Annotated in this window: 20 protein-coding genes; 4 read left to right on the forward strand and 16 right to left on the reverse strand. The window is 67.2% G+C overall.

Features of this window, described 5'->3' with window-relative positions; all coding sequences use genetic code 11:
• The first annotated feature begins 108 nt into the window (after positions 1-108).
• On the forward strand, positions 109-1551 hold the full coding sequence (tldD, locus tag FCE95_RS00280) for a metalloprotease TldD (protein ID WP_137265018.1): 1443 nt from the start codon (positions 109-111) through the stop codon (positions 1549-1551).
• Between the two features lie 161 nt (positions 1552-1712).
• Here tldD and yjgA read toward each other — a convergent pair whose 3' ends face one another.
• Complete coding sequence (gene yjgA / locus FCE95_RS00285; protein WP_137265019.1) at positions 1713-2261, reverse strand: ribosome biogenesis factor YjgA; 549 nt, start codon at positions 2259-2261, stop codon at positions 1713-1715.
• Between the two features lie 67 nt (positions 2262-2328).
• On the opposite strand from yjgA, the gene pmbA reads away from it, so the two are divergent.
• The 3 genes from pmbA to FCE95_RS00300 all read left to right on the forward strand — a co-directional run bounded on the left by pmbA (position 2329) and on the right by FCE95_RS00300 (position 4863).
• Positions 2329-3690 (forward strand): metalloprotease PmbA, encoded by a 1362-nt coding sequence (gene pmbA, locus FCE95_RS00290; RefSeq protein WP_137265020.1) that lies wholly within the window; start codon positions 2329-2331, stop codon positions 3688-3690.
• A gap of 57 nt (positions 3691-3747) precedes the next feature.
• Positions 3748-4176: a DUF4870 domain-containing protein gene (locus tag FCE95_RS00295; protein ID WP_137265021.1), complete on the forward strand. Its 429-nt coding sequence runs from the start codon at positions 3748-3750 to the stop codon at positions 4174-4176.
• 288 nt (positions 4177-4464) lie between these two features.
• On the forward strand, positions 4465-4863 hold the full coding sequence (locus tag FCE95_RS00300) for a DUF4870 domain-containing protein (protein WP_137265022.1): 399 nt from the start codon (positions 4465-4467) through the stop codon (positions 4861-4863).
• 203 nt (positions 4864-5066) lie between these two features.
• Here the strand turns inward: FCE95_RS00300 and FCE95_RS00305 are convergent, their stop codons facing one another.
• From FCE95_RS00305 to bamA, 15 genes are all read right to left on the reverse strand, one after another.
• Positions 5067-6404, reverse strand: coding sequence for a M48 family metalloprotease (locus FCE95_RS00305; protein ID WP_189644595.1), 1338 nt, complete (start codon positions 6402-6404; stop codon positions 5067-5069).
• 16 nt (positions 6405-6420) lie between these two features.
• The gene (locus FCE95_RS00310; RefSeq protein WP_137265024.1) at positions 6421-8244 is read right to left on the reverse strand and encodes a CHASE2 domain-containing protein; all 1824 of its coding nucleotides are present in this window, start codon (positions 8242-8244) and stop codon (positions 6421-6423) included.
• 84 nt (positions 8245-8328) lie between these two features.
• Positions 8329-9207 carry a polyprenyl synthetase family protein gene (locus FCE95_RS00315; protein ID WP_137265025.1) on the reverse strand — a complete coding sequence of 293 codons (879 nt, stop codon included), beginning with the start codon at positions 9205-9207 and terminating at the stop codon, positions 8329-8331.
• Positions 9200-9451: an exodeoxyribonuclease VII small subunit gene (locus FCE95_RS00320; RefSeq protein WP_137265026.1), complete on the reverse strand. Its 252-nt coding sequence runs from the start codon at positions 9449-9451 to the stop codon at positions 9200-9202. The genes FCE95_RS00315 and FCE95_RS00320 overlap by 8 nt, the downstream gene beginning before the upstream one ends.
• Before the next feature lie 176 nt (positions 9452-9627).
• Positions 9628-10935 carry a tRNA lysidine(34) synthetase TilS gene (gene tilS, locus FCE95_RS00325; protein ID WP_137265027.1) on the reverse strand — a complete coding sequence of 436 codons (1308 nt, stop codon included), beginning with the start codon at positions 10933-10935 and terminating at the stop codon, positions 9628-9630.
• Between the two features lie 61 nt (positions 10936-10996).
• Entirely contained in the window at positions 10997-11293 is a 297-nt protein-coding gene (locus tag FCE95_RS00330; protein ID WP_137265028.1) for a hypothetical protein, read from the reverse strand.
• A gap of 180 nt (positions 11294-11473) precedes the next feature.
• Positions 11474-12433 carry an acetyl-CoA carboxylase carboxyltransferase subunit alpha gene (locus tag FCE95_RS00335; protein ID WP_137265029.1) on the reverse strand — a complete coding sequence of 320 codons (960 nt, stop codon included), beginning with the start codon at positions 12431-12433 and terminating at the stop codon, positions 11474-11476.
• 204 nt (positions 12434-12637) lie between these two features.
• Complete coding sequence (dnaE, locus tag FCE95_RS00340) at positions 12638-16171, reverse strand: DNA polymerase III subunit alpha (protein ID WP_137265030.1); 3534 nt, start codon at positions 16169-16171, stop codon at positions 12638-12640.
• A 176-nt stretch (positions 16172-16347) separates the two neighbouring features.
• Positions 16348-16971: a YkvA family protein gene (locus tag FCE95_RS00345; RefSeq protein ID WP_137265031.1), complete on the reverse strand. Its 624-nt coding sequence runs from the start codon at positions 16969-16971 to the stop codon at positions 16348-16350.
• Positions 16972-17246: 275 nt separating this feature from the next.
• Positions 17247-17867, reverse strand: a complete 621-nt coding sequence (locus tag FCE95_RS00350) for a ribonuclease HII (protein WP_137265032.1) — start codon at positions 17865-17867, stop codon at positions 17247-17249.
• Positions 17864-19132, reverse strand: a complete 1269-nt coding sequence (gene lpxB / locus FCE95_RS00355) for a lipid-A-disaccharide synthase (protein WP_137265033.1) — start codon at positions 19130-19132, stop codon at positions 17864-17866. Before lpxB ends, FCE95_RS00350 begins: the two co-directional genes overlap by 4 nt.
• Before the next feature lie 128 nt (positions 19133-19260).
• Positions 19261-20046 (reverse strand): acyl-ACP--UDP-N-acetylglucosamine O-acyltransferase, encoded by a 786-nt coding sequence (gene lpxA, locus FCE95_RS00360; RefSeq protein WP_189644596.1) that lies wholly within the window; start codon positions 20044-20046, stop codon positions 19261-19263.
• Complete coding sequence (fabZ, locus tag FCE95_RS00365) at positions 20046-20504, reverse strand: 3-hydroxyacyl-ACP dehydratase FabZ (protein WP_137265034.1); 459 nt, start codon at positions 20502-20504, stop codon at positions 20046-20048. The genes lpxA and fabZ overlap by 1 nt, the downstream gene beginning before the upstream one ends.
• Positions 20501-21517, reverse strand: coding sequence for a UDP-3-O-(3-hydroxymyristoyl)glucosamine N-acyltransferase (gene lpxD, locus FCE95_RS00370; protein WP_137265035.1), 1017 nt, complete (start codon positions 21515-21517; stop codon positions 20501-20503). The genes fabZ and lpxD overlap by 4 nt, the downstream gene beginning before the upstream one ends.
• A 79-nt stretch (positions 21518-21596) precedes the next feature.
• Positions 21597-24005, reverse strand: coding sequence for an outer membrane protein assembly factor BamA (bamA, locus tag FCE95_RS00375; protein ID WP_137265036.1), 2409 nt, complete (start codon positions 24003-24005; stop codon positions 21597-21599).
• Positions 24006-24074: the final 69 nt, after the last annotated feature.

Genomic DNA, 24074 nt, shown 5'->3' on the forward strand with positions numbered 1-24074 from the left:
CTCGTGTGGGAGGGGCTTCAGCCCCGACAGCATCGCAACGGTCGCTGTCGGGGCTGAAGCCCCTCCCACAAAAGCAGACGCCTCGAACATTCACGGACCTCAATGCAGATGACCCAATCCCTCGCCATCGCCGAATCCCGCCTACTGCTGCCGGCCGGCCTCGACAACCGGGGTCTGGACCGCGCCTTCGGCACCTTGCTCGGGCCGGGCATCGACTTCGGCGATCTGTATTTCCAGCACGCGCGCCGCGAAAGCTGGAGCGTGGAGGACGGCATCGTCAAGGACGGCGCGCATTCCATCGAACAGGGCGTGGGCGTGCGCGCGATCAGCGGCGAGAAGACCGGCTTCGCCTATTCCGACGACATCAACGTCCAAGCCCTGCTGGAAGCCGCGCACTCGGCGCGCGCGATCGCCCGCGACGGCAGCGAGCGTCCGGCGCAAGCGCTGGTGCGCGGCCCGGGACGCGAGCTATACGTGCCGCAGGACCCGATCGACGGCTTGGACAACGCCGCCAAGGTCGAAGCGCTGCGCCGCGTCGACAAACTGCTGCGCGCGGCCGATCCGCGCGTGCAGCAGGTGATGGTCGGCTTGAGCGGCGGCGTGGACACCATCCTGGTCGCGCGCAGCGACGGCGTGCTGGCGGGCGACGTGCGGCCGCTGGTGCGGATGAACATCCAGGTGATCGTCGAGCAGAACGGGCGCCGCGAGACCGGTTTCGCCGGCTTCGGCGGCCGTTACACCTACGAGGAACTGCTCGCCGACGGCAAGCCGGAAAAGTTCGCGCGCGAAGCTTTGCGGCAAGCGCTGGTGAACCTGGAGGCGATCGACGCGCCGGCCGGCGTGATGCCGGTGGTGCTCGGCAGCGGCTGGCCGGGCGTGCTGCTGCACGAAGCCGTGGGCCACGGCTTGGAAGGCGACTTCAACCGCAAAGGCACCTCGACTTACGCCGGCCGCATGGGCCAGCGCGTCGCCTCGCCGGGCGTGACCATCGTCGACGACGGCACCCTGCCGAACCGGCGCGGCTCGCTCAACATCGACGATGAAGGCACGCCCACCCAGTGCAACATGCTGATCGAAGACGGCGTGCTGGTCGGCTACATGCAGGACACCCTCAACGCGCGTCTGATGGGCGCCAAGCCCACCGGCAACGGCCGCCGCGAATCGTTCGCGCACCTGGTGATGCCGCGCATGACCAATACCTACATGCTGGCCGGGCAGCACGACCCCGACGAGATGATCCGTTCGGTGAAGAAGGGCCTGTACGCGGTGAATTTCGGCGGCGGCCAGGTCGACATCACCAGCGGCAAGTACGTGTTCTCGGCGACCGAGGCCTATTTGATCGAAGACGGCAAGGTCACCGCGCCGGTGAAGGGCGCGACCTTGATCGGCAACGGCCCGGAAACCATGCAGCGGGTGAAAATGATCGGCCACGACATGCGCTTGGACGACGGCGTCGGCGTGTGCGGCAAGGACGGTCAGAGCGTGCCGGTGGGCGTGGGGCAGCCGTCGTTGCTGATCGACCAGTTGACGGTGGGCGGCACGCAGGCGTGATGGGCTCGGCGCATGCATTTTCTTTCTCCCATCGGGAGAAGGTGCCCGAAGGGCGGATGAGGGTTCGGCGTGCGGTTGCAGCTTCGTTCTCGCGCCGAACTCTCATCCGGCGCTATCGCACCATCTTGTCCCGAGGCGGGAAAGAAACGCGTATCGCGCCGTTATTCGAGGCCGCCGTCGCTTTCGTCGTTGGTATGCGCCAACAACTCGCGCAATTCGCGGAACAACTCGCGATAGCTGTGCGGCGGCTTGTTCTTCGCCCGCTCTTCGGCGGCGTTGCGCACCAGTTGGCGCAAACGTTGCCGATCCGCATCCGGATGCTCGGCCAGCAATTCGGCCAAAGCCGCGTCGCCGTCGGTCAGCAGCCGCTCGCGCAACGCCTCCGCGCGATGCAGCATCGCCGTCTCGCGCCGCGAAGCTTCGCCGCCGGCGTCCAGCGCGTCGCGGATCGCGTCCAGCGTTGCGTCGTCCTCGCGCCGCATCTGCTTGGCCAGGAACGCCATCTGTCGCTTGCGCGCGATGGGCGAGGTGATGCGCTGGGTCTCGGCGATGTGCGGACGCAGGCCTTCCGGAATCGGCAGCTTGTCCAGCTGCGCCGCGCTCAGCGCGACCAACTGCTGGCCCAGGGCGAGGACGTCCAAGGCCGCCTGCCGCTGCCGGGTGCGGCTGGGGCCCAGGAAATCGCCGGTGTCTTCGTCGCGTCCTCGCATGACCTCTTCGCTATCGATAATCCGCCGGCAAGCGTTTTTCCGGCGCCGCAGACCCAAGGATAAGCCATTGAACGCAGTGATTCCGCAAACCCAGGACGACAGCCGCGCCCGCCTGGACGCATTGGCCGAGATTTCGCAGCGCCTGCTCGAGCGCTGCCGCGCGAACGGCGCCGACCAGGCCGAAGTGAGCTGCAGCGAGGAGCGCGGGCTCAACGTCAACGTGCGGATGGGCGAAGTAGAAACGGTGGAATCCACGCGCGACCGCGGCATCGGCGTCACCGTCTACTTCGGCAAGCGCAAGGGCAGCGCCAGTACGGCCGATCTGCGCGAGGACAGCCTGGAAGCCACCGTGGCCCAGGCTTGCGCCATCGCCAAATACACCGAGGACGATCCCGCCTCCGGCCTCGCCGATGCCGAGCTGATGGCGCGCGAGCAAAGCGAATTCGACGCCTGGCATCCGTGGGCGATCGAAGCGGATCGCGCCATCGACCTGGCCCTGGCCAGCGAGAACGCCGGCCGCGAGTCCGACGCCCGCATCGAGAATTCCGACGGCGCGTCGGTCGGCAGCAGCGAAAGCCTCAGCGTCTACGCCAACTCGCACGGTTTCGTCGGTCGCGAGCGCAGCACCCAGCACACCATCGGCTGCGCGCTGATCGCCGGCCGCGGCGATGAAATGCAGCGCGACGGCTGGTACAGCACGGCCTTGGCCGCGGAAGATCTGGAATCGGCCGCCAGCATCGGCTTGCGCGCCGCGCAGCGCGCCGCCGCGCGGTTGGCGCCGCGTCAAGTCGCGACCGGCGCCTATCCGGTGCTGTTTTCGGCGGACATCGCGCGTTCGCTGATCGGCCATTTGATCGGCGCGGTTTCCGGCGGCGCGCTGTACCGGCGCGCCAGTTTCCTGCTCGACAGCGTCGGCACGCAGTTGTTTCCGTCGTGGTTGTCGATCGAAGAACAGCCCTTCCTGCGCCGCGGCTTCCGTTCTTCTTCGTTCGATGCCGAAGGCGTCGCCACCCGCGAATCGCCGCTGGTGCGCGAGGGCGCGCTGCAACGCTACGTGCTGGGCAGCTATTCGGCGCGCAAACTCGGCTTGCAGACCACAGCGAACGCCGGCGGCGTGCACAATATTGCGGTGTCGTCGAACGCCGGCGGTCTGGACGAACTGATCGCCGGCATGGGCCGCGGTTTGCTCGTCACCGAGCTGATGGGGCAGGGCGTGAACAACGTCACCGGCGACTATTCGCGCGGCGCGGGCGGTTTCTGGATCGAGAACGGCGCGATCGCCTATCCGGTCGACGGCATCACCGTCGCCGGCAACCTCAAAGCCATGTTCGCGGGCATCGAGGCGGTCGGCAACGACGTTGACCTGCGCTCCCACATCCGCAGCGGGTCGATTTTGGTCGGCAAAATGACCGTCGCCGGCACGGATTGACGTATTCTCAGCCGACGGGCGGCACGAGGGCCGCCCGATAAACCGGAGGGTACGAACATGAGCGATATCAACGAAGCGGCGCCGCCACCGCCGCCCGCGTCCGCAGGCACGCCCAGCGCCGAAGAGCGCCAGTGGGCGATGTTCGCGCATCTCTCCGCCCTGATCGGTGGCATCGTCACGGCCGGTTGGCTGGCCAGCCTGGGTTGCCTGATCGGGCCGCTGATCATCTGGCAGATCAAGAAGGACACCATGCCGTTCGCGGCCGATCAGGCCAAGGAATCTTTGAACTTCAACATCACCCTGGCTGGGCTCATGGTGATCCTGACCGCGCTGGGTCTGCTGACTGTCGGCATCGGCTTCATCGTCATCGCGCCGCTGATGCTGCTGATCGGCGTCGCCGCGCTCGTCTTCATCATCATCGCTGCGATCAAGGCGAACGAAGGCGTGGCCTACCGTTACCCGTTCACGCTGCGGTTGATCAAGTAGCCAGCGCGAAGGCGAATTGCCTGCCAATAAACGGAATACGCGAGCTCTCGGGTAGCTGCGCGCCAAAAGCCGAACCCTCTCCCTGGCGCTTCGCGCCTCTCCCGCTCCGCGCCCCAGCCCTCGCTTACGCGAGGGCGTTCGGGGGCATGCGAATCGGTGATTCGCAAGCAATGCCCCTTCACCCCGTAAAAGGAGGGGGTAAAGCAGGTATGTCTTTCGTTTACTTGTAGACGATGCCCCCGGCCCCATCATCGGCTTACACCGGAACGTTTCCGGCGGGAGTCGACCATGGAAACCCAAATCAACACCGTTAACCCCAGCCTGAGCGACCGCCAGTGGGCCGCGGGCGCGCATGTAGCGGCTTTGACCTTGGCCTTGGTGACCAGCTGGTTCGCCGGCGTGGCCGGCGCGCTTGGCGCTCTGGCGATCTGGATGCTGGTGCGCGACAAATCCGAGTTCGCCGCCGAACACGCCAAGGAAGCGCTCAATTTCAACCTGAGCATGTTCATTTACGCCGCGATCGCCGTGGCGCTGGTGATCTTCACCTTGGGCTTGGGCATCGTCGTGGCGCTCCCGATATGGGCGGCGCTGGCGCTGGTCTGGCTGGTGTGCAGCTTGATCGCGGCGTTCAAGGCTTACGACGGACAGCATTACCGCTATCCGTTGACGATCCGGTTGTTCCGCTAAGCCGCTTCGGCTTTAGCCCACGCCAAATGCTTTAGCCCTCTCCCGCTCGCGGGAGAGGGTTGGGTGAGGGCGCGCGGAGTCGTCGATCGCTGCGATCGTGTGTATCCGATAATGAGTGCGGAGAACCATTGCGTTTGACGCGAACTGATGGCCCGCGCGCCCTCACCCCGGCCCTCTCCCGCAGGCGGGAGAGGGAGCATTCGTTATTGCCTATCCGTATACCGCTCTAACGCCCCATAACCGCGCCGATCGATCTGATCGAGCCGGTCGCCCAACGCAGGATGCGTCTTGAACATCTGCGCCATCCGCGCGGATTGATTGCCCAGCGAAGCCATCTTCTGCAACACCGAATACAGCGCCAGCGGGTTGTAGCCCGAACGCGCCAGATAGACCTGCGCGGCTTCATCGGAGCGGTATTCGGCGCCGCGATCCAGGCTAGTCAGCATCACCGCCGCGCCGTTCCTTTCGACGAATTCCCGCGCATAGCCGCCGGCGATGCCGCCGCCCGTGCGGACGTTGCGCAGCGCGGCGCTTTTGCCGGTCGACGCGATCTCCTGTTTGCGGATCACGTTGTAGTGATCGCGCTGGACGATGTGGCTGATCTCGTGCCCGAGGACCGCGGCGACCTCCGCGTCGCTATCCAGCAATTGATACAGGCCGCGCGTCATCAGCACGTATCCGCCCGGAGCGGCGAAGGCGTTGACGTCGGCGGAGTCGATGACGCCGAAAGTCCAAGGCAGTTGCGGCCGGCTGCTGTGCGAGGCCACCCAACGCCCGATGGTATTGACGCGGCGCTGCGCAGCGTCGTCCTGCCACAAGGGACGCGCGCCCAGGATGCGCGCCGCCAGCAGCGGACCGAGCGCTTGTTCTTCTTCGGATTGTTCGGCTTCCGATTTGCCGATCGTCGATTCGGCCACGTCCGCCGCGCTGTCGGCCTTACCGCTCAAGCCGCCGCCGATCTGCGACAGCAGGCCGCGCGCCAAGGCGAAGCCCGATTTTTTCTGCGCCTGGGTCATGCCGCCGCTCTTGTTGCCATCGGCGGGTTGCAGTTCGGTGGCGTAGGCGACGGTCGTATCGGCCAAGCGGTGGCTGCCGGCATAAGCCGCGGCTGCCGCGGGCGAGACGCGATAGGACTCCATCTTCGCCAACTGCGCGCCGTTGGCGTACGCGGTGCGCAGATCGTTCTCGTCCAGGCCGCGCACGCCTGCGGTTTCGCTGGCCCGGCCTGCGCCCGATTTTCCGGAGAACAGCACGCTATTGTCGTTGGCGGCCACGCCCGCGTACGCGACGCGCACGTCGTTGACGCGCACGTAGCCGGGCTTGTCGGCGAGCGCGAGGCGATACCACAGGCCTTGTTGCGCGGCGATCTTCACCGGCGCGTTGCGCTTGAGCGTGGCGACGCGCGCGCTGGCGAAATCGGGATGGCTGCGCACGTCGACGCTGGGCTTGCTGACCACGGCGTCGAGTTCGGCTTTCTGGCCCGTGGCGAAGGCCGCGCCGGCGCAAGCCAGCAGGATCAGCAGGATTCGTGAAGCGCGCATGGTCTCCCCCTCATGGTTAGGCCTCTTCCGAAAAGAACGCATTCGAAGCCGACAACGGCCACTCGGCGGGCTCGTTCAGGTCCTGGCCGAGCAATTCGCGCAGGCGCAGGCGTTCGCCGCGCTGGCTGTCGTCGCGGCCGTCGTCGATCTCGGCGGCGACTACGCACACCATCACGCTGCCGTCGTCGTCCAAGCGATCGTCGTGGGCGTTGAGATGGCGGTAGAGCGCGTCCAATTCGCGTCGCGCGTGCGCATTCGCGTCGGCGCGGTCGCGGCCTTTCCAGACCAGCACCATCAGATCGTCCAGGATGTCGTGCAGCCAGCTCTTGCGTTCGACCACGCCCTCGATCATCACCGCATCGCAGCCGGCGTAGAGGAAGCGGCGCAGGCGGCGCCGGTATTCGCGGCGGCGCCGTTTCGCCGCGCGCGCATCGAGCTTGGGATCGGGAACGAAGCGCAGGCGCGCCATCGCCAGCCAAGGATGGGTCTGCGGATCGTACTCGTGCCGGTAATCCGCGTTGCCGACCGCGCGTCCGCGCTGGATGCCGGCGTAAAGGCGGCAAAAGCCGAAACACAGGCTGACGAAGCCGATGCTGGCGAAGATGTCGAAAAAAGCGCCGAAGAAAGTCAGGCCGACGAAGGCGATCAGCAATAGCGCCAAATTGGTGGCGACGAACACCGAATCCACGTCTTCGTGCGGTTCGCCGCGCCAGAACGCGAACGCGGTCAGCATCACCAGCGCCGCGGCCAGGACGTATTTCAGCCAGGCCGGCGGCATGCGGATCGCGCTGCCGGCGACCAAGGCCTCGGTGGCCTCGGCCAACACCTCCACGCCGGGCATCACCGGGTCGACCGGGGTCGGCTTGGCGTCGTTCAAGCCAGAAGCGGTATAGCCGACCAGGGCGATGCCGCCGCGCAGCTTCGGCATCGCGCTGCCTTTTTCGCGGCAAATCGCCGCGCCGCCTTCCAGCAGATCCGCCGCGCTGACGTGCGGCAGCCGGCTGTCGCGCCGCCAATTCGGCCGCACGGTCGCGGCGGGCGGTTGCCGGACTTTGGCGTGCGCGGCGGCCGCCAATTGCAGCGGCAGCGAAGCCAAGGCCCAGTCGCCGACGTCCTCGCGCAGCGGAATATCGCGCAGCACGCCGTCCTCGTTGCGCTCGACGTTGGCCAGCGCACTGTAGCGGGCCATGCTCTCGCCGTAGGGCAATTGCATCGCCACTTGCGGATTGTCGCGCGGCGGACGCACCACCGCGAATGCGGAAGGCGCGTCGACCATGCGCAGCACCGCGCCTTCGTCGTAGTCTTCGTGCAGCCTGGTCGAAGCGAACACGAAGCGGCCGGCGCCGCCTTCGGCCATCGCATCCAAAGTTGCGTCGCCCTGCGCATCGTCCGGCGAAGGATCGACGAACAATACGTCGTAGCCGACCGCGGCGATGCCGGCGCGATCCAGCGCGTCGAGCAGATCCGCATGCCGCTGCCGGCTCCATGGCCAGCCGCCTTCGCCGCGGGCGCGGAAGTGGTCGATCGAGCATTCGTCGATCTCCACCACCACCACTTTTCCGGAAGCCCGCGGCTCCCACGGACGCCAATGCACGACCTTGTCGAAGATCGCGTCTTCGGCGGCGTCCAGCGATTTATCGTGGGTCCAATCCCAAGCCAGCCAGCCGACGGCCACGCAAGCGAGCAGGGGGTAGAACAGGAATTTCAGACGCAGCGAAAAGCGCGAAAAAGGCCGGCGGTAGGCGCGTTCGACCTTGGACCAGCCTTCCATGAACAGGATCGCCGCGCGCGCCATCGCGGCGTCGATCCAAGCCAGCAGCGCGCGGCCGATGCGCTTCACTCCGCGTTCCCTCGCTTGCGTGGTTTCGTCCCCATCGTTCGGACAACGGGAAAACCCGGTCCGCCGGGACAGCGGGACGCAGCGTCAGTTGCGCCGCTCGACCACTTCGCGGCCCAGCGCGGCCAGCGCGGCGGCGCGTTCGCCGAGCGGCGCCAGCGCGGCGGACATTTTCGCCGCCAAGCCTTGCAAACGCTCGCGCGAAGCGACGACGCCCAGCAAGGCCGGGAACGTGGCCTTGGCCTGCGCCGCGTCCTTGCCGGCCGTCTTGCCGAGTGTGGCGCTGTCGCTTTCGACGTCCAGCAGATCGTCGCGGATCTGGAAGGCCAGACCCAGCGCCTCGGCGTAGCGGTCCAGCGTGGGGCGTTGCGCGTCGGCCGCGCCGGCGGCGATCGCGCCCAGCCGCACCGACGCGCGCAACAGCGCGCCGGTTTTCATCGCATGCAGACGCTCGAGTTCGGCCAGCGACAAAGCCGCGCCGCCGGTGGCGTCGATGTCCAAAGCCTGGCCGCCGCACATGCCGCGCGCGCCGGTTGCGATCGAGAGCTCGCGTAGCATCGCCACGCGCACGCCGTCGCCGAACGGGGCGTCGGCCAGTATTTCGAAAGCGAGGGTTTGCAGCGCATCGCCGGCCAGGATCGCGGTGGCTTCGTCGAAGGCCACGTGCACGGTCGGCTTGCCGCGGCGCAGGTCGTCGTCGTCCATCGCCGGCAAATCGTCGTGGACCAGCGAATAGGCGTGGATCAGCTCCACCGCCGCGGCCGGCGCATCCAACGCCGCGGGCTCCGCGCCGAACACGGTGCCGGCCGCGTAGACGAGCAGGGCGCGGATGCGTTTGCCGCCGCCGAGGGTGGCGTGGCGCATCGCGGCGTGCAGCCGCTGCGGCGGTTCGGTGGCGGCGGGCAGGGCGCGGTCCAGCGCGGATTCGATCCGCGCGCGCCAAGGGCCGAAATCGGGCTCAGGCATCCGGCTGGAAAGGCTCGGCCGAGGCCGGATCCGCAGGGTCGCTCAGCAAGCGCACGCGCAGCTCGGCCTGTTCCAGCGCCTGCTGGCAGCGGCGATACAGCCCGACGCCGCGCTCGTAGGCGGCCAGCGATTCTTCCAAGCTCATTTCGCCGTGCTCCATCTTCTCGACCAACTGCTCGAGCGCATCGAGCGAGGCTTCGAAATCGGCGACGGGCGAACCTTCGGCGGCGGGTTTACGGGCCATGGGGGCAGTTTAAGCCATGTCCGGGACAGCCGGAACGAACAATGCCGCAGCGGCCCCAGGAAAGGTGCGGGCGCACGTTTGTGGGAGCGGCTTTTAGCCGCGAGCTCTTTCCCGCACGTTGCGGCGACCTGAAGGAAAGAGCTCGCGGCTAAAGCCGCTCCTACAAAGCAGCGGAGTTACGATCGGGATGGCGTCCAGACCAGCCGCGCGCCGCGTTCGCGCAGCCAAGCGTCGAAACTCGCCGAATACAGCAGATCGCCGGCGGCGAGCACTTCCTCGCCGTCCGAGAGCAGCGGCAGGCGGATGCGTTCCCAGGGCGGCACCGCCAAGTCCTGCAGCACGTGTTTCAGCGCGTGCGTGTGGCCGCGGCCGGGCAGCGCGATCCGCTCGCCGCCGCGGCGCACGTGCGCGCGCAGGGCGCGATCGAACGCCGCCGCGCCTTCCAGCGCGAACTCGCCGCCGCCGGGAAGCGGCAGCGGCGCGCGGCCGTCCCAATCGGCTTCCCAATCTTCGGGCAAGGCGGGGTAGAGACGGTCGGCATGCAGCAGATCGCGCCAACGCCGCACGACCGCGCCGGACCAAGCGAAAGCCGCTTCGCCGTCGGCCTGCGCGGACATCAGGTCCTCGTTGATCCGGGCGATGCCTTGCGCGGGCAAGGGCGGCAGCGCGAGTTCTTCTATCCAGCGCCGCAGCAGGCGCGCCCGCCGCGCCGGAGCGAGCGCGGCCAAAGGTTCGATGCGCAAGGCGTGCGGATCGGCGCTGCGTACCTGCGCCAGCGCGAGCGCGTCTTCGCCGTCGAGCAGGCGGTCGGCTTCGGCCGACAGCGCGGCGCTCAGCGCGAACGCGGCGTCGGCGTGCGGCCAGCGTTCGCGCAGCAGCGGCATCACCCGGTGGCGCAGATAATTGCGGTCGAGCGCGGTATCGTCGTTGCTCGGATCCTCGATCCAATCCAGGCCTTCGCGTTCGGCGTAGGCGATCAGCGCCGCGCGCGGCACGCCCAGCAGCGGCCGCCACAGCCAGCAGCGCCCGAACCGGCGCAAAGGCCGCATCGCGCCGAGTCCGTCGGGCCCCGATGCGCGCAGCGCGCGCAGCAGGAAAGTTTCGGCCTGGTCGTCGCGGTGATGGGCGGTGGCCAGGATCTCGTCTTCGCCGACCGCATCGCCGAAAGCGGCGTGCCGCGCTTTGCGCGCCGCGGCTTCGAGGCCTTCGCCCGCATCGCGCCGCACTTCGGCGCGCAGCACGGTCAACGGCACGCCGAGCGCGTCGCAGAAGCGGCGGCAGCGTTCGGCCCAATCGTCGGCGTGCGGACTCAAGCCGTGATGGACATGGATGGCGCGCAGGCCGACGTCGCGGACGCTGCCGATGCCGCTCAGCAAATGCAGCAACGCGGTCGAATCGGCGCCGCCGCTGTAGCCGACGTGCAGCGGACGCTGCGGCAGTCCGTGAAAAGCGCTTTCGAGATAGGTGCGCAGCGCGTCGGTCATGTCGGTCTCGCCATCCTTGGATCGGCCCTCTCCCGCGAGCGGGAGAGGGCTTAATGCACGATTATTCGGTTTCGATCCTGATTCCGCCGACGAACTTGGCGGCGAGGTTGTAGACGAAGGCTTGGATCGCGCCGCCGATGAAGCCGAACACGCCGTACAGGATCGGCAGGACCACGATCGCCATGGCGCCGAGACCGGATACCCAAGCCATGCCAGGATCGTTGTCGGACATGGCGCCAGCCGCGCCGCCGGCGAGAGAGACGAGGAAGAACAAGATGCCCGCCAGCAGGCCGACGACGGCGGCGATGATGGCGGAAATCTTAGCGACGGACATGACACCGAGACGGCGGATGATCATTGCGCTGCTCCCGAATGCCGGCGGGCGCCGGCTTCGGGAGCCCATCCTAGCCCATCCGGCTGCGGCTTTTGTGGGAGCGGCTTCAGCCGCGAGCTGTTCGATCAGGTCGTGGCAGCGTGCGGGAAAGAGCTCGCGGCTGAAGCCGCTCCCACAAAAGCCCGACCCCTTCAAAATCCGCGATCAGGCGGCTTCGTAGGCGCCGTAGCCGCGCAAGCGTTGGTAGCGGCGCTGCAGCAGCTGGTCTATCGGCACCTGTTCCAGCGCATCCAGCTCGTTCATCAGCACCGCTTTCAGGCGCGTGGCCATCTGCTTGGGATTGCGGTGCGCGCCGCCGATCGGTTCGCGGATCACCTTGTCGATCAGGCCCAGCTCGTGCAAGCGCTTCGCGGTGAGGCCCAATTGCTCGGCCGCGTCCTTGGCCTTGTCGGCGGTCTTCCACAGGATCGAGGCGCAGCCTTCGGGCGTGATCACCGAATACGTGCTGTATTCCAGCATCAAGGTGCGGTCGCCGACGCCGATCGCCAGGGCGCCGCCGCTGCCGCCTTCGCCGATCACGGTGCAGATCACCGGGATCTTCAATTCGGCCATTTCCAGCAGATTGCGCGCGATCGCCTCGGACTGGCCGCGCTCTTCCGCGTCGATGCCCGGCCACGCGCCGGCGGTGTCGATGAAGGTGAGCAGCGGCAGTTTGAAGCGTTCGGCCAGCTTCATCAGGCGCAGCGCCTTGCGGTAGCCCTCGGGCTTGGGCATGCCGAAATTGCGCCGGATCTTGGCCTTGGTGTCGCGGCCTTTTTCGTGGCCGATCACCACCACGCTGCGGCCGTCGATGCGGGCCAGGCCGCCGACGATGGCGTTGTCGTTGGAGAAAGCGCGGTCGCCGGCCAGTTCCTGGAATTCGTCGCAGATCACGCGCAGGTAATCGAGCGTGTACGGACGCGCCGGATGGCGCGCCAACTGCGAGACCTGCCAAGGCGTCAGATCGCGGAAGATCTGCGCGGTGCGCAAGCGCAGCTTGTCCTGCAGCGCGTGCACTTCGGCATCGATATTGACCGCGGGGCCGGCGCTGGCGTGGCGCATTTCCTGGATCTTGGCTTCCAGGTCGGCGATCGGCTGTTCGAAGTCGAGGTAGTTCGGGTTCATCGGCTGGGATGGCACGGCGAGGGCGGCAGTCTACCCGAGTCGTCCGTACTAGACCGTGTGGTGGGTCGAGGCCTCGAAGCTCCCTCTCCCGCTTGCGGGCGAAACGGCGCGGCTTGCGCGATTTTTTGCAGCGATCTGTGGTTTGCGCGCGCCCTCACCCAACCCTCTCCCGCAAGCGGGAGAGGGCTAAAGCGCTGGAGAGGGCTAGCCCGTCCAGGGCCGCGATATCGTCAGCCTGACCGCACGCACGCCCGGCTGCTCGCGCAGCGCGGCGGGCAAGTCGGCGTCCACGCGCACGCCCTGGCTGCCGTTGAGGTCCAGCGTGCCCGCCACGCCGTCGCGCAACAGGTCGAAGCGGATCGGCGTGGCGCCGGGGCGGTGCTTGGACAGCAAGGCGTCGATCCGTTCGAACGCGCCGGGCACGCGCAGATCCAGGCGCAGCGACAGGCGCTGCGTGTACTGCGGGCAGACCTGCATGAAGTCCCAGCAGCGCCGCGCGCGCAACGAAAAACCGCCGCTGAATTCGTCTTCGCGCAGTCCGCCTTCGATCACCAAGATCCGGTCCCGGGTCAGCAGCTGCGCGAATTCGAAATAGCTTTCGGCGAAGAAGGCGCATTCCAGCCGACCGCGACCGTCGTCGATCTGCACGAAGGCCTGGCTGTCGCCCTTCTTGCGCAGCGCGACGACTTGTCCTGCGATGACCACGCTTTTTTCCGGACGCCAGCTGCGCCGGTCTTCGTCGGGCCGCTCGCTCCACAAGCGGTCGAGTTCGCCCAGGTCGTTGCCGACCAACGCGCGCAAATCGTCGCGGTAGGGGTCGAGCGGATGGCCGCTGAGATAATGGCCCAGCGTTTCGCGCTCGCCGGTGAGTTTCTGCGCCAGCGGCCAGTCTTCGGCGACGGGCAGAGCCACATCGATGTGCGGTTCGGCATCGTGCCCGCCGCCGAACAGCGACACTTGGCCGGCCTCGCGCTCGCGCGCCAGCTGTTCGGTCGCCTTCAGCACTTCCGGCAACTGCAGCATCAGCGAGGCGCGGTTCGCGCCGAGCGCGTCGAGCGCGCCGGATTGCACCAGCGCTTCGAGCACGCGCTTGTTCAACTTGGTGGAGTCGACGCGCTTGCAGAAATCGAGCAAGTCCGCGTACACGCCGTTGCGCAGGCGATCGTGCGCGATCGCTTCGCAGGCGCCGCGGCCGACGCCTTTCACCGCGCCCAAGCCATAGCGGATCGTCGCGTCGTCGATCGCCTCGAACATGTAGTTCGAAGCGTTCACGTCCGGCGGCAGCACGGTCAATTTCAGCGCGCGCGCTTCGTCGAGGAAGCCGACCACCTTGTCGGTGTTGTCCATATCGCTGGACAGCACCGCGGCCATGAACTCGGCCGGATAGTGCGTCTTCAGCCAAGCGGTCTGGTAGGCGACCAGCGCGTACGCGGCCGAGTGCGACTTGTTGAAGCCGTATTCGGCGAACTTCTCCATCAAGTCGAAGATCTGGGTCGCCTTGCGCGGATCCACGCCGCGCTCGGCCGCGCCGGTTTCGAACTTGGCGCGCTCCTTGGCCATCTCTTCGGGCTTTTTCTTGCCCATCGCGCGGCGCAGCAAGTCGGCGCCGCCCAGGGAGTAGCCGGCCAGGACCTGGGCGATCTGCATCACCTGTTCCTGGTACACGATCACGCCGTAGGTCGGCGCCAGCACCGGCTCCAGCGACGGATGCGGATAGCTGACCTCGGCGTTGCCGTGCTTGCGGTCCACCCAGTCGCGGTCCATGCCCGAACCGAGCGGGCCGGGGCGGAACAATGCGGCCAGCGCGATGATGTCTTCGAACCGGTCCGGCTTCGCGCGCTTGACCAGCTCGCGCATGCCGCGCGATTCGAACTGGAACACGGCCACCGTTTCGCCGCGCGCGAACAGCTCGTAGCTTTTCGGGTCGTCCAGGGGCAGGGTGGTGATGTCCAGCGGCGCTTCGCCGGCGGCCCGGCGGCGCGCGTTGATCGCCTTCACCGCCCAATCGATGATGGTCAGCGTGCGCAGGCCGAGGAAGTCGAACTTCACCAGGCCGATCGCTTCGACGTCGTCCTTGTCGAACTGCGTCACCGGGCTGCGGCCGGCGCCATGGCCGTCGTGTTCGGCGAACAGCGGGCAGAACTCGGACAGCGGCGCCGGCGCGATCACCACGCCGCCGGCGTGCTTGCCGGCGTTGCGGGTCAGGTCTTCCAGTTGCAATGCCAGGTCGACGAGATCGCGGACGTCGTCTTCGGCTTCGTAGCGCTCCTTGAACTCGGCCACGATGCGCGACGGATCCTTGCGCGCGCGCTCGCCGCGGCCGATCGCGTCCTCCAGCGTCATCGGATCGGTCGGCTGCAGCGGAATGAGCTTGGCCAGGCCGTCGACGAAGCCGTACGGGAAACCGAGCACGCGGCCGGCGTCGCGCAGCACCGCCTTCGCGGCCATGGTGCCGTAGGTGATGATCTGGCTGACCCGGTCGCGGCCGTATTTCGCGGCGACGTAATCGATCACCTCGTCGCGGCGGTCCATGCAGAAGTCGATGTCGAAGTCCGGCATCGACACGCGTTCGGGATTCAGGAAGCGCTCGAACAGCAGGTCGTAGGGCAGCGGATCCAGATCGGTGATGCCCAGCGCCCAGGCCACCAGCGAGCCCGCGCCGGAACCGCGGCCCGGACCGACCGGAATGTCGTGCTGCTTGGCCCAGTTGATGAAGTCGGCCACGATCAGGAAGTAGCCGGGGAAGCCCATCTTGATGATGACGTCGAGCTCGAGATCCAGCCGCGCTTCGTAATCGGCGCGGGTCTTGCCTTCGGCCAGCGGCGCTTTTTCCAACCGATGCGCCAAGCCTTCGCGCGACTGCGCGCGGATCCAAGTTTCCAGCGTGTGGTCTTCGGGCACCGGAAACGCGGGCAGGTAGTACTTGCCCAGGCTCAGTTCGAAATTGCAGCGCTTGGCCAGATCGACCGCGTTGTCGATCGCATCCGGCACATCGGCGAACAATTCAGCCATCTGTTCGCTGGATTTGAGGTATTGCTCGCGGCTGTAGTCGCGCGGCCGCTTGGGATCGTCGAGCACGCGGCCGGAGGCGATGCACACGCGCGCCTCATGGGCTTCGAAACCTTCTTCGTCGAGGAAGCGCGCATCGTTGCTGGCGACGACGGGAATGCCGCGCGCGGCGGACGCGTACAGCGCGAAATCGTTGAAGCCGGCTTCGCCTTCCAGACCGCAGCGGGTCAGTTCCAGATGCAGCCGGTCCGGGAACAGGCGCTGCGCATCGGCCAGCCATTGTTCGGCGTGGTCCTGGCGATGCGCCGCGACCAGCTTGCCGGCCAGGCTGTGACGTCCGGCCAGGGCGAACAGGCCGGCGCAATCGTCTTCGCGCAGCCATTCCGGCCGCACCACCACGCCGTCGTGGCGATGGCCTTCCAGCCAGGCCCGGCTGAGCAGGCGCGATAGGGCCAGATAGCCGGCGCGGTCGCGGCAGAGCAGGGTCAGGCGCCAGGGCGCGTCGTCGCCGTCGGCGACGACGATGTCGGCGCCGGCGATGGGCTTGACCCCGGCGGCTTCGGCGGCCTTGTAGAACTTGACCAGGGCGAAGAGGTTGTTGCGGTCGGTGATCGCCACCGCAGGCTGCTCCAGCGCAGCGCAACGCGCGACGAGCTCCGGCACCCGGATCGTCGAGTCGGCGAGGGAATACTCGCTATGCAGGTGCAGGTGGGCGAAGCGTGCGGACATCGGCGGGGCCGGCGGATCAGACCGCAGGTTAGGGCCCGGCCGGGACAGGGACAAGGTCTTGACAGCGCAGTAGATGCCGCCGGCTCTTGTGGGAGGGGCTTTAGCCCCGACAGAAGGCCAGCGACGGATCCTGTCGAAGCTAAAGCCCCTCCCACAAGAGCCAATAAGGCAACGGGTCAGACGACCCGGAACCGCGTCTCCCGCCGCCCGTCGTTCAGGTGCAACCCATCGTTCGCCCGCATCTGCTGCCGCAGCATCGACAGTTCGGCCATCCGATCGGCGATCCAGGCCGCGCGCCGCTGCGCGCCGTCGCCGCCGGGATGCGCGGTTTCGCGGTATTGGACGAAATCGCGGTATTCCTCGGCCTCGTCCGACACGGCCGGCCAGGCCAGTTCCAGCAGCAGCACGTCGTCGAGCTTGCCCAGCAGCGGGATCGTGTCCGGGATCAGATCGTCGGTCTGGTCCAGATAGCGCAACAACCGACGCACGTTGGCGCAATCGGCTTCGGCGCAATCCCAGTCGGGATCGTCCACCATGGCGCGCAATTCTTCGATCCGCGACAGGCGTTCGTCGAGCGCGGCGCGCGCCTCGGCAGGTGGCAGGGAAGTCAGCCAGGCCGCGAGACGCGAAATCGTCGCGCCATCGACGCGCTCGGCGCCGGGATGCAGTTCGTGCAGCAGCGCATCGAAGGCGGCGACCTGTTCAGCCTCGATTCCCAGCGCGCTAGCGGCCAGTTTCGGCTCGCCCTCGCCGCGCAGCGGCAAAGGACGGTCGGTCGGATAAGCGGTCAACGCACGCATCGCACACCTCCCGGTTCCGGCCCGGATTCGTGTCGCGCGCTAGGCCGGCGGCGCGCGCGACCTCTTTCTATGGATGCGCTTGCAGCTTGCGCGGTTGCAAGCCGTTTGTCGTGAGGCGGAAGTGAGAATGACCTTGGACCTAGTAGGGCGGAACCCCGCGCAGCGGATTCCGCCAATCGCGCGAACGATCGGCGGAATCGCCTTCGGCGGTTCCGCCTACCGCGCGGAACGATCCGCCGCGCGCGCGGTCGAAAACAAGATCGGCGCTTGTACGCTCAGAGCAGGCTGGGCTGCAGATGCAAGGCTTGGGCCACCGGCGCGAAGCTGCGGCGGTGGTGGGGGCACGGCCCGTGCTCGCGCAGCGCGGCCAGATGCGCGGGCGTCGAATAGCCTTTGTGTTCGTCGAAACCGTATTCGGGGTGGCGTTCGTGCAAGGCGATCATCGCGCGGTCGCGCGAAACCTTGGCCAGGATCGACGCGGCCATGATCGAGCGGTCGCGCGCGTCGCCGCCGATCCAGGCTTCGGCCGGGCAAGGCAGGGACGGCGGCAGATGGTTGCCGTCGATGCGGGCGATGCCGGCGGCGTGCGCGACGCCTTCCAGCGCCGAACGCATGCCGCGCATGGTCGCCTGGAAGATGTTGATGCGGTCGATCTCGTCGACTTCGACGAACACGATGTGCCAAGCCAACGCGCGCTCGACGATGCGCTCGTACAGGACTTCGCGGCGGGCGGGCGCGAGCTGCTTGGAATCGTCCAGGCCGTTGATCCGCCGCTGCGCGGGATCGAACACCACCGCCGCCACCACCACCGGACCGGCGAGCGGACCGCGGCCGGCTTCGTCGACGCCGGCCACCAGCAACGGCGCTGCGCAGGGCGAAGGCGCGAGGAGGTTCATGGTGGCTTAGCGTATTCGATCCGAGCGCCCCCTGCTGGGGCACGCTCGGCCAGTTCGGCGACCGCCTCGGCAGCGCGCGAAGACGCATCCCGGCGCAGCACCTGGTGCAGTTCGCGGAAACGGGAAGGCAGGGCCGCCATCGAAGTGGGATTGCGCAGCCAACTGGAGATCGCCGCCGCCAGGTTTTCCGGCGTGCAGTCGTACTGCATCAACTCCGGCACCAAGGCTTCGTTGGCCAGCACGTTCGGCAGCGCGTAATGGTCGACCTTGAGCATGCGCAGGCCTTTGACGATCGAATAGGTGAGCGGCGCGATCTTGTACGCCACCACCATCGGCCGCTTGGCGAGCATGCCCTCTAAGGTCGCGGTGCCGGAAGCGAGCAGGATCACGTCCGCGGCGACCATCACCGTGCGCGCATTGCCTTGAGTGATGCGCAATGCCGGCTTCAGCTCGGCGGCGTCGGGATGCGACTCGAGCTCCCGCTCGAAGGCGGCGTGCGCGGCGGCGTTGGCCATCGGCGCGACGATGCGCAAATTCGGCTGCTGGCGTTGGATCAGCAGCGCGGCGGACAGGAAATCCGCGCTCAACCGATGGATCTCGCCCAGGCGCGAACCGGGCAGCAGGGCCAGCATCGGCGTGTCGGCGGTCAGATCGAGCGCGTCGCGCGCGTGATGGCGATCCGGGTCGAGCGGCATCGCGTCGGCGAGCGGGTGGCCGACGAAACGCGCGTCGACGCCGTGGCGCGCATAGATCGGCGGCTCCATCGGGAATAGGCACAGCACGCGGTCTGCGCTGCGTCCGATCTTCGCCGCGCGTCCTTCGCGCCAGGCCCATACCGACGGGCTGACGTAATGCACCGTCGCCACGCCGCGCTGCTTGAGCCAGCGTTCCAAGCCCAGGTTGAAGTCGGGCGCGTCGATGCCGACGAAGACGTCGGGCTTCCAAGCCAGCAGGCGTTGGCGCAGCTCGCGGCGCAGCTTGAGCAGGCGCGGCAAATGGCGCAGCACTTCGGCCAGGCCCATCACCGCCAGTGCCTGCGCGTCGTACCAGGCGTCGAACCCGGTTGCGCGCATCGCGTCGCCGCCGACGCCGGCGAACTGCGCGTTAGGGTAGCGCTCGCGCAGTTTCTCGATCAGGCCTGCGCCGAGCAAATCGCCCGATGCCTCGCCGGCGACCAGGGCGAAGCGTAGTGGTTTGCGGGGCGCGGGCGTGTTGTCGGGCAAGATCGGCTCGTGATCGCGACTTCGGCATAGTTTGCCGCGAATCGCTTCTGCTTTCTCCCCCTTTGAAAAAGGGAGACACAGGGGGATTTGCTCTTGATCTTGCCTTCAAGGGCAACGGCAAAAACAAATCCCCCTCAATCCCCCTTTTTCAAAGGGGGAGGAACGGCGGGTTAGCGCAGGAGCGGCCGTTCGCCGCTTTCGATGAATTCCAAGAACGCGCGGATATCGTCGCTGCTTTGCGCCATTTCCGCGAGCTGGACGCGCGCATCGGCCAGATTGGCGCCGGAAACGTACAAGGTCCGATAAGCGCGCTTGATCGCCGCGATCCGCTCGGCGTCGAAGCCGCGCCGCTTCAAGCCTTCGCTGTTGATGCCGCGCGGCCGGCCGTACTCGTCCGCGGCCACCATCACGAACGGCGGCACGTCGCCGTTGACCAGCGCGCCCATGCCGACGAAGGCGTGCGCGCCTATCCGGCAGAACTGGTGGATGCCGGCGAAGCCGCTGAGGATCACGTAATCGCCGATCTCCACGTGCCCGGCCAGCGTGGCGTTGTTGGAGAAGATGCAGTGGCTGCCGACGATGCAGTCGTGGGCGACGTGGCTGTACGCGAGGATCCAGTTGTCGTCGCCGATGCGGGTGACGCCGCCGCCGTCGCCGGTGCCGCGGTTGAGGGTGACGAATTCGCGGACGGTGTTGCGGTCGCCGATCACCAGTTCCGTGCGCTCGCCCTTGAACTTCTTGTCCTGCGGCTCGCCGCCGATCGCGGCGTGGCCGTGGAAATGATTGTCGCGGCCGATCTTGGTGGGGCCGTGCACGCTGCAATGCGGACCGATCCGGGTGCCGTCGCCGATTTCGACGTCGGCGCCGATCACGGTGAAGGCGCCGATGACGACGCCGCTGCCGATGCGCGCGGACGGATCGACCGAAGCGCTGGGATGGATGGAAGCCTCGGCCATCAGCCCTTGACCTCGGCGCACAGGATTTCGGCGCACGCGGCCTGTTCGCCGTCGACCCGCGCCACGCCGGTGTACAAGGCCATGTTGCGGATGTTGCGCTTGAGCGTGACTTCCAATTCCAAGCGATCGCCGGGCACGACCATCTTCGAGAACTTCGCGTTGTCGATCTTCACCAGATAGAACAGCTTGCCGTCGGCGGTGTTGCCGTGGGAGAGCTGGGTGAGCAGGCCGCCGGCCTGGGCCAAGGCTTCGATCACCAGCACGCCCGGCATCACCGGATGGCCGGGGAAATGGCCTTGGAAGAAGGGCTCGTTGATCGTCACGTTCTTGTGCGCCAGCACGCGTTTGTGCGGATCGAGTTCGACCACGCGGTCGACCAGCAAGAAGGGGTAGCGGTGCGGCAGCAGCTTCTGGATGCCGACGACGTCGAGAGGGAGGGCGAGGGCGTTGCTGCTCATCCTTGTTCCTTGTTGCGCGCCTGGAGTTGCCGGGCGATCTGGTCGAGTTGCTTGAAGCGGGCCGCGTTCTTGCGCCAGCTGCGGTTGTCCATCAGCGGCGTGCCCGACGAGTATTCGCCGGGCTCGCGGATGGAATGGGTGACCAGGCTCATAGCGGTGACCATGACCCGATCGCAGATGTCCAGATGGCCCAGCACGCCCGCCGCGCCGCCGATCAGGCAGTAGCGACCGATGGTGGCGCTGCCGGCGACCGCGGAGCAGCCGGCCATCGCGGTATGCGCGCCGATGCGGACGTTGTGTCCGATCTGGATCTGGTTGTCCAGGCGCACGTCTTCTTCCAGCACCGTGTCGTCGATGGCGCCGCGGTCGATGGTGGTGTTGGCGCCGATTTCGCAATCGTCGCCGACGCTCACGCCGCCGAGCTGCGGCACCTTCATCCAGCGGCCGTTCTCCATCGCCAGGCCGAAGCCGTCGGCGCCGAGCACGGCGCCTGGATGGATCAGCACGCGCTCGCCGATTTTCACCCGCACCACCAGCGTCACCCGCGCGACCAGTTCGCTGTTCGCGCCGATGCGGCAATCCTCGCCGATCGCGCAGCCGGGACCGACCACCGCGCCGGCGCCGACGCTGCTGTTCGCGCCGATGGAGACGAAAGGCCCGATCGACGCGGTCGGATCGATGCGCGCGCTCGGGTCGACGACGGCGCTGGGATGCACGCCGGGCGCGTGCGCGCGGCGCGTTTCGAACAAGGACGCGATCTTGACGAAAGCGGCGTAGGGATCTTCTGCGATCAAGGCGGCGACTGGGCTGGCTTCGGCGTCGTTCTCGCGCAGCACCACGGCGGCCGCGGGCGTGCTCGCGAGCATCGGCCGGTAACGCGGATTGGCCAGGAACGCCAATTTGCCGTCGCCGCCGTTGGCGAGCGTGGCGACGCCGTCGATGCTCACGCCGCCGTCGCCCTGCACGCGCAGGCCGAAGCGTTCGGCGAGATCGGCGATGGTGTATCGGCTCATCCGGCTATGTTGCCAGACGCAGGCATCGCCGGCACGTACGCTGCCGTACCGGCGCGGGAAGAGCCATTTCGGAAACCGCTTACAGTCCGCCCGAGAAGGTGAACTGCAGGCGTTCGGTTTCGTCGCCGACCTTGTCGCGCAGCGGGAAGGCGTAGCTGATCGAAATCGGCCCCATCGGCGAGCGCCACAGCAGCGCGACGCCGGTCGAAGCGCGGAATTCGCTGGCCGAGAAGCTGTCGACGTCCTTGTACACGTTGCCGAAATCCAGGAACGCCGAGATCCGCGCCGCGTTGCTGTCGAACAGCTTGGGGAAGAACATTTCCAGCGAGCCGATCGTCTTCAGCGAGCCGCCGATGGGCTGCGGGAAGCCGAACACGCTGGTGGCGCGCGGGCCCAAGGTGTTGTCGACGTAGCCGCGCAGGCGGCCTTGCGAGCTCACGCCGCCGGCGTAGAAGTTCTCGAAGAACGGCAAGCCGCTGGCGGTGACCACGCGACCGTCGGGCAGGGTGCGCGTGAAGTCCTTGCCGTAGGCGTCGCCGTAGCCCAGGTCCAGGCGCGTGTTGAGCACCAGGGCCTGGCCGAGCGGCCAGAACTTGGAGAAGTCGTATTCGATCTTGTAGTACTCGACCGTCGATCCCGGCAGCGTGGATTCCACGGTGATCCGCTGCGCGGTGCCGCTGCTCGGGAAGATGGCGTTGTTGCGCGTGTCGCGGGAAAAGCCCAGCTGCGCGCGCCACGAGTGGAAGGTGCGGTTGCCGACGGCGTCGATGTAGTCGACGATCACCTGCGGTGTGGTGCCCTGGAACGCCAAGATCTCGTTGGTGTCGATGCCCAACAAGGCCGAGACCGAGTCGTATTCGGTGATCGGCAGGCTGACGATGGCCTGCGCGGCGCCGCTGTTGGACGAATACTGGGCGACGTTGAAGTCCGAGTAGTCGAATTCGCGCCACCACAGGTTGTAGCCCAGCGCCATGCCGTTGTCGCTGAAATACGGATTCATGAACGAGAAGTCGTAGCGCTTCTGGTACGAGCTGCGCTGCGCCGCCACCGACACGCGGTTGCCGCTGCCGAGGAAGTTGTTCTCGGTCAGCTGGATCGAGGTGGTGATGCCGCTCAGCTGCGAGTAGCCGACGCCGAACAGGAAGCTGCCGGAGGTGGTTTCCTTGACGTTGACCACCACGTCGACCTGGTCGCTGGAGCCGGGCACCTGCGGCGTCTCGATGTCGACCGTCTCGAAATAGCCCAGCTGCTGCAGGCGGATCTTGGAGCGGTCGATCGCCACCTGCGAGTACCAGCTGCCTTCGAACTGGCGCATCTGCCGGCGCAGCACTTCGTCGGCGGTGCGGTTGTTGCCCTTGAAGACGATCCGGCGCACGTTCACGCGCGGCCCGGGCACGACCTGGAAATCGATGCCGACGGTGCGCTTCTCGCGGTCCACGTCCGGCACCGGGTTGACCTGGGCGAAGGCGTAGCCGATGTTGCCCAGCACCGCGGTGATGGCTTCGGTGGTGGCCTGCAGCACGCGCCGGGAGAAGATCTGATCCTTCTTGACGAAGATCATCTTCTCCACTTCCTCGCGCGGCAGCACCGTGTCGCCGCTGACCTTGACGTCGGAGATCTTGTACTGCTCGCCTTCGGTGACGCCGGCGGTGATGAACATGTCGCGCTTGTCGGGGCTGATCGCCACCTGCACCGAATCGCGGGCGAAATCCACGTAGCCGCGGTCCAAGTACCACTGGTCGAGCTTCTCGAAGTCGCCGTCCAGCTTCTCGCGCGAATACTGGTCGTCGCGCTTGTACCAGCTCATCCAGTTGTGCTCGCGCGATTCCCAGTCGTCGCGGATGTACTTCTCTTCGTACTTCTCGTTGCCGATCAGGTTGATATGGCGGATCTTGGCGGCCTTGCCTTCCTTGATCGTGATGGTCACATCGACGCGGTTGCGGTCGAGCTGGGTCACGGTGGGCGTGACTTCGACGTTGTACTTACCGCGGTTGTTGTACTGGCGGGTCAATTCCTTGGTGACCTGGTCCAGGTCCATGCGGTCGAAGGTTTCGCCGTCGGCCAGGCCGATGTCCTTCAGGCCCTTCGACAGGTCTTCGGTCTTGATGTCCTTGTTGCCGGTGATCGTGAGCTTGTTGATCGCCGGGCGCTCTTTCACGGTCACCACCAGGATTCCGCCCTGGCGGCCGATCTGCACGTCCTCGAAGAAGCCGGTCTTGTACAGGGCGCGGATCGCCGCGGCCACCCGCGGCTGGTCGACGGTGTCGCCGCGCTCGATCGGAAGGTAGGTGAACACCGTACCGGCCGAGATGCGCTGCAGGCCGTCGATGCGGATGTCGCTGACGGTGAAGGCTTCGGGCGAGGCGGCGGGGGCGGGAAGCGGCGATGACGGCGTCGCGGCCGGCGGGGCGAACTGCGCCCAGGCGGGCGCGGACAGCGCCGAGGCGAGGGCGAGGGCAAGCAGGCGGCGAGTGGGGCTTCGCGTCATCGTTACGTCCGTTAAGGGGAGCTGCGGGTTCGCGGCGCGTCGCGGCCGTTCATCGCGCGGGAAACGCGA

The organism is Luteimonas gilva, from assembly GCF_005239095.1.
GTDB lineage: Bacteria > Pseudomonadota > Gammaproteobacteria > Xanthomonadales > Xanthomonadaceae > Luteimonas_C > Luteimonas_C gilva.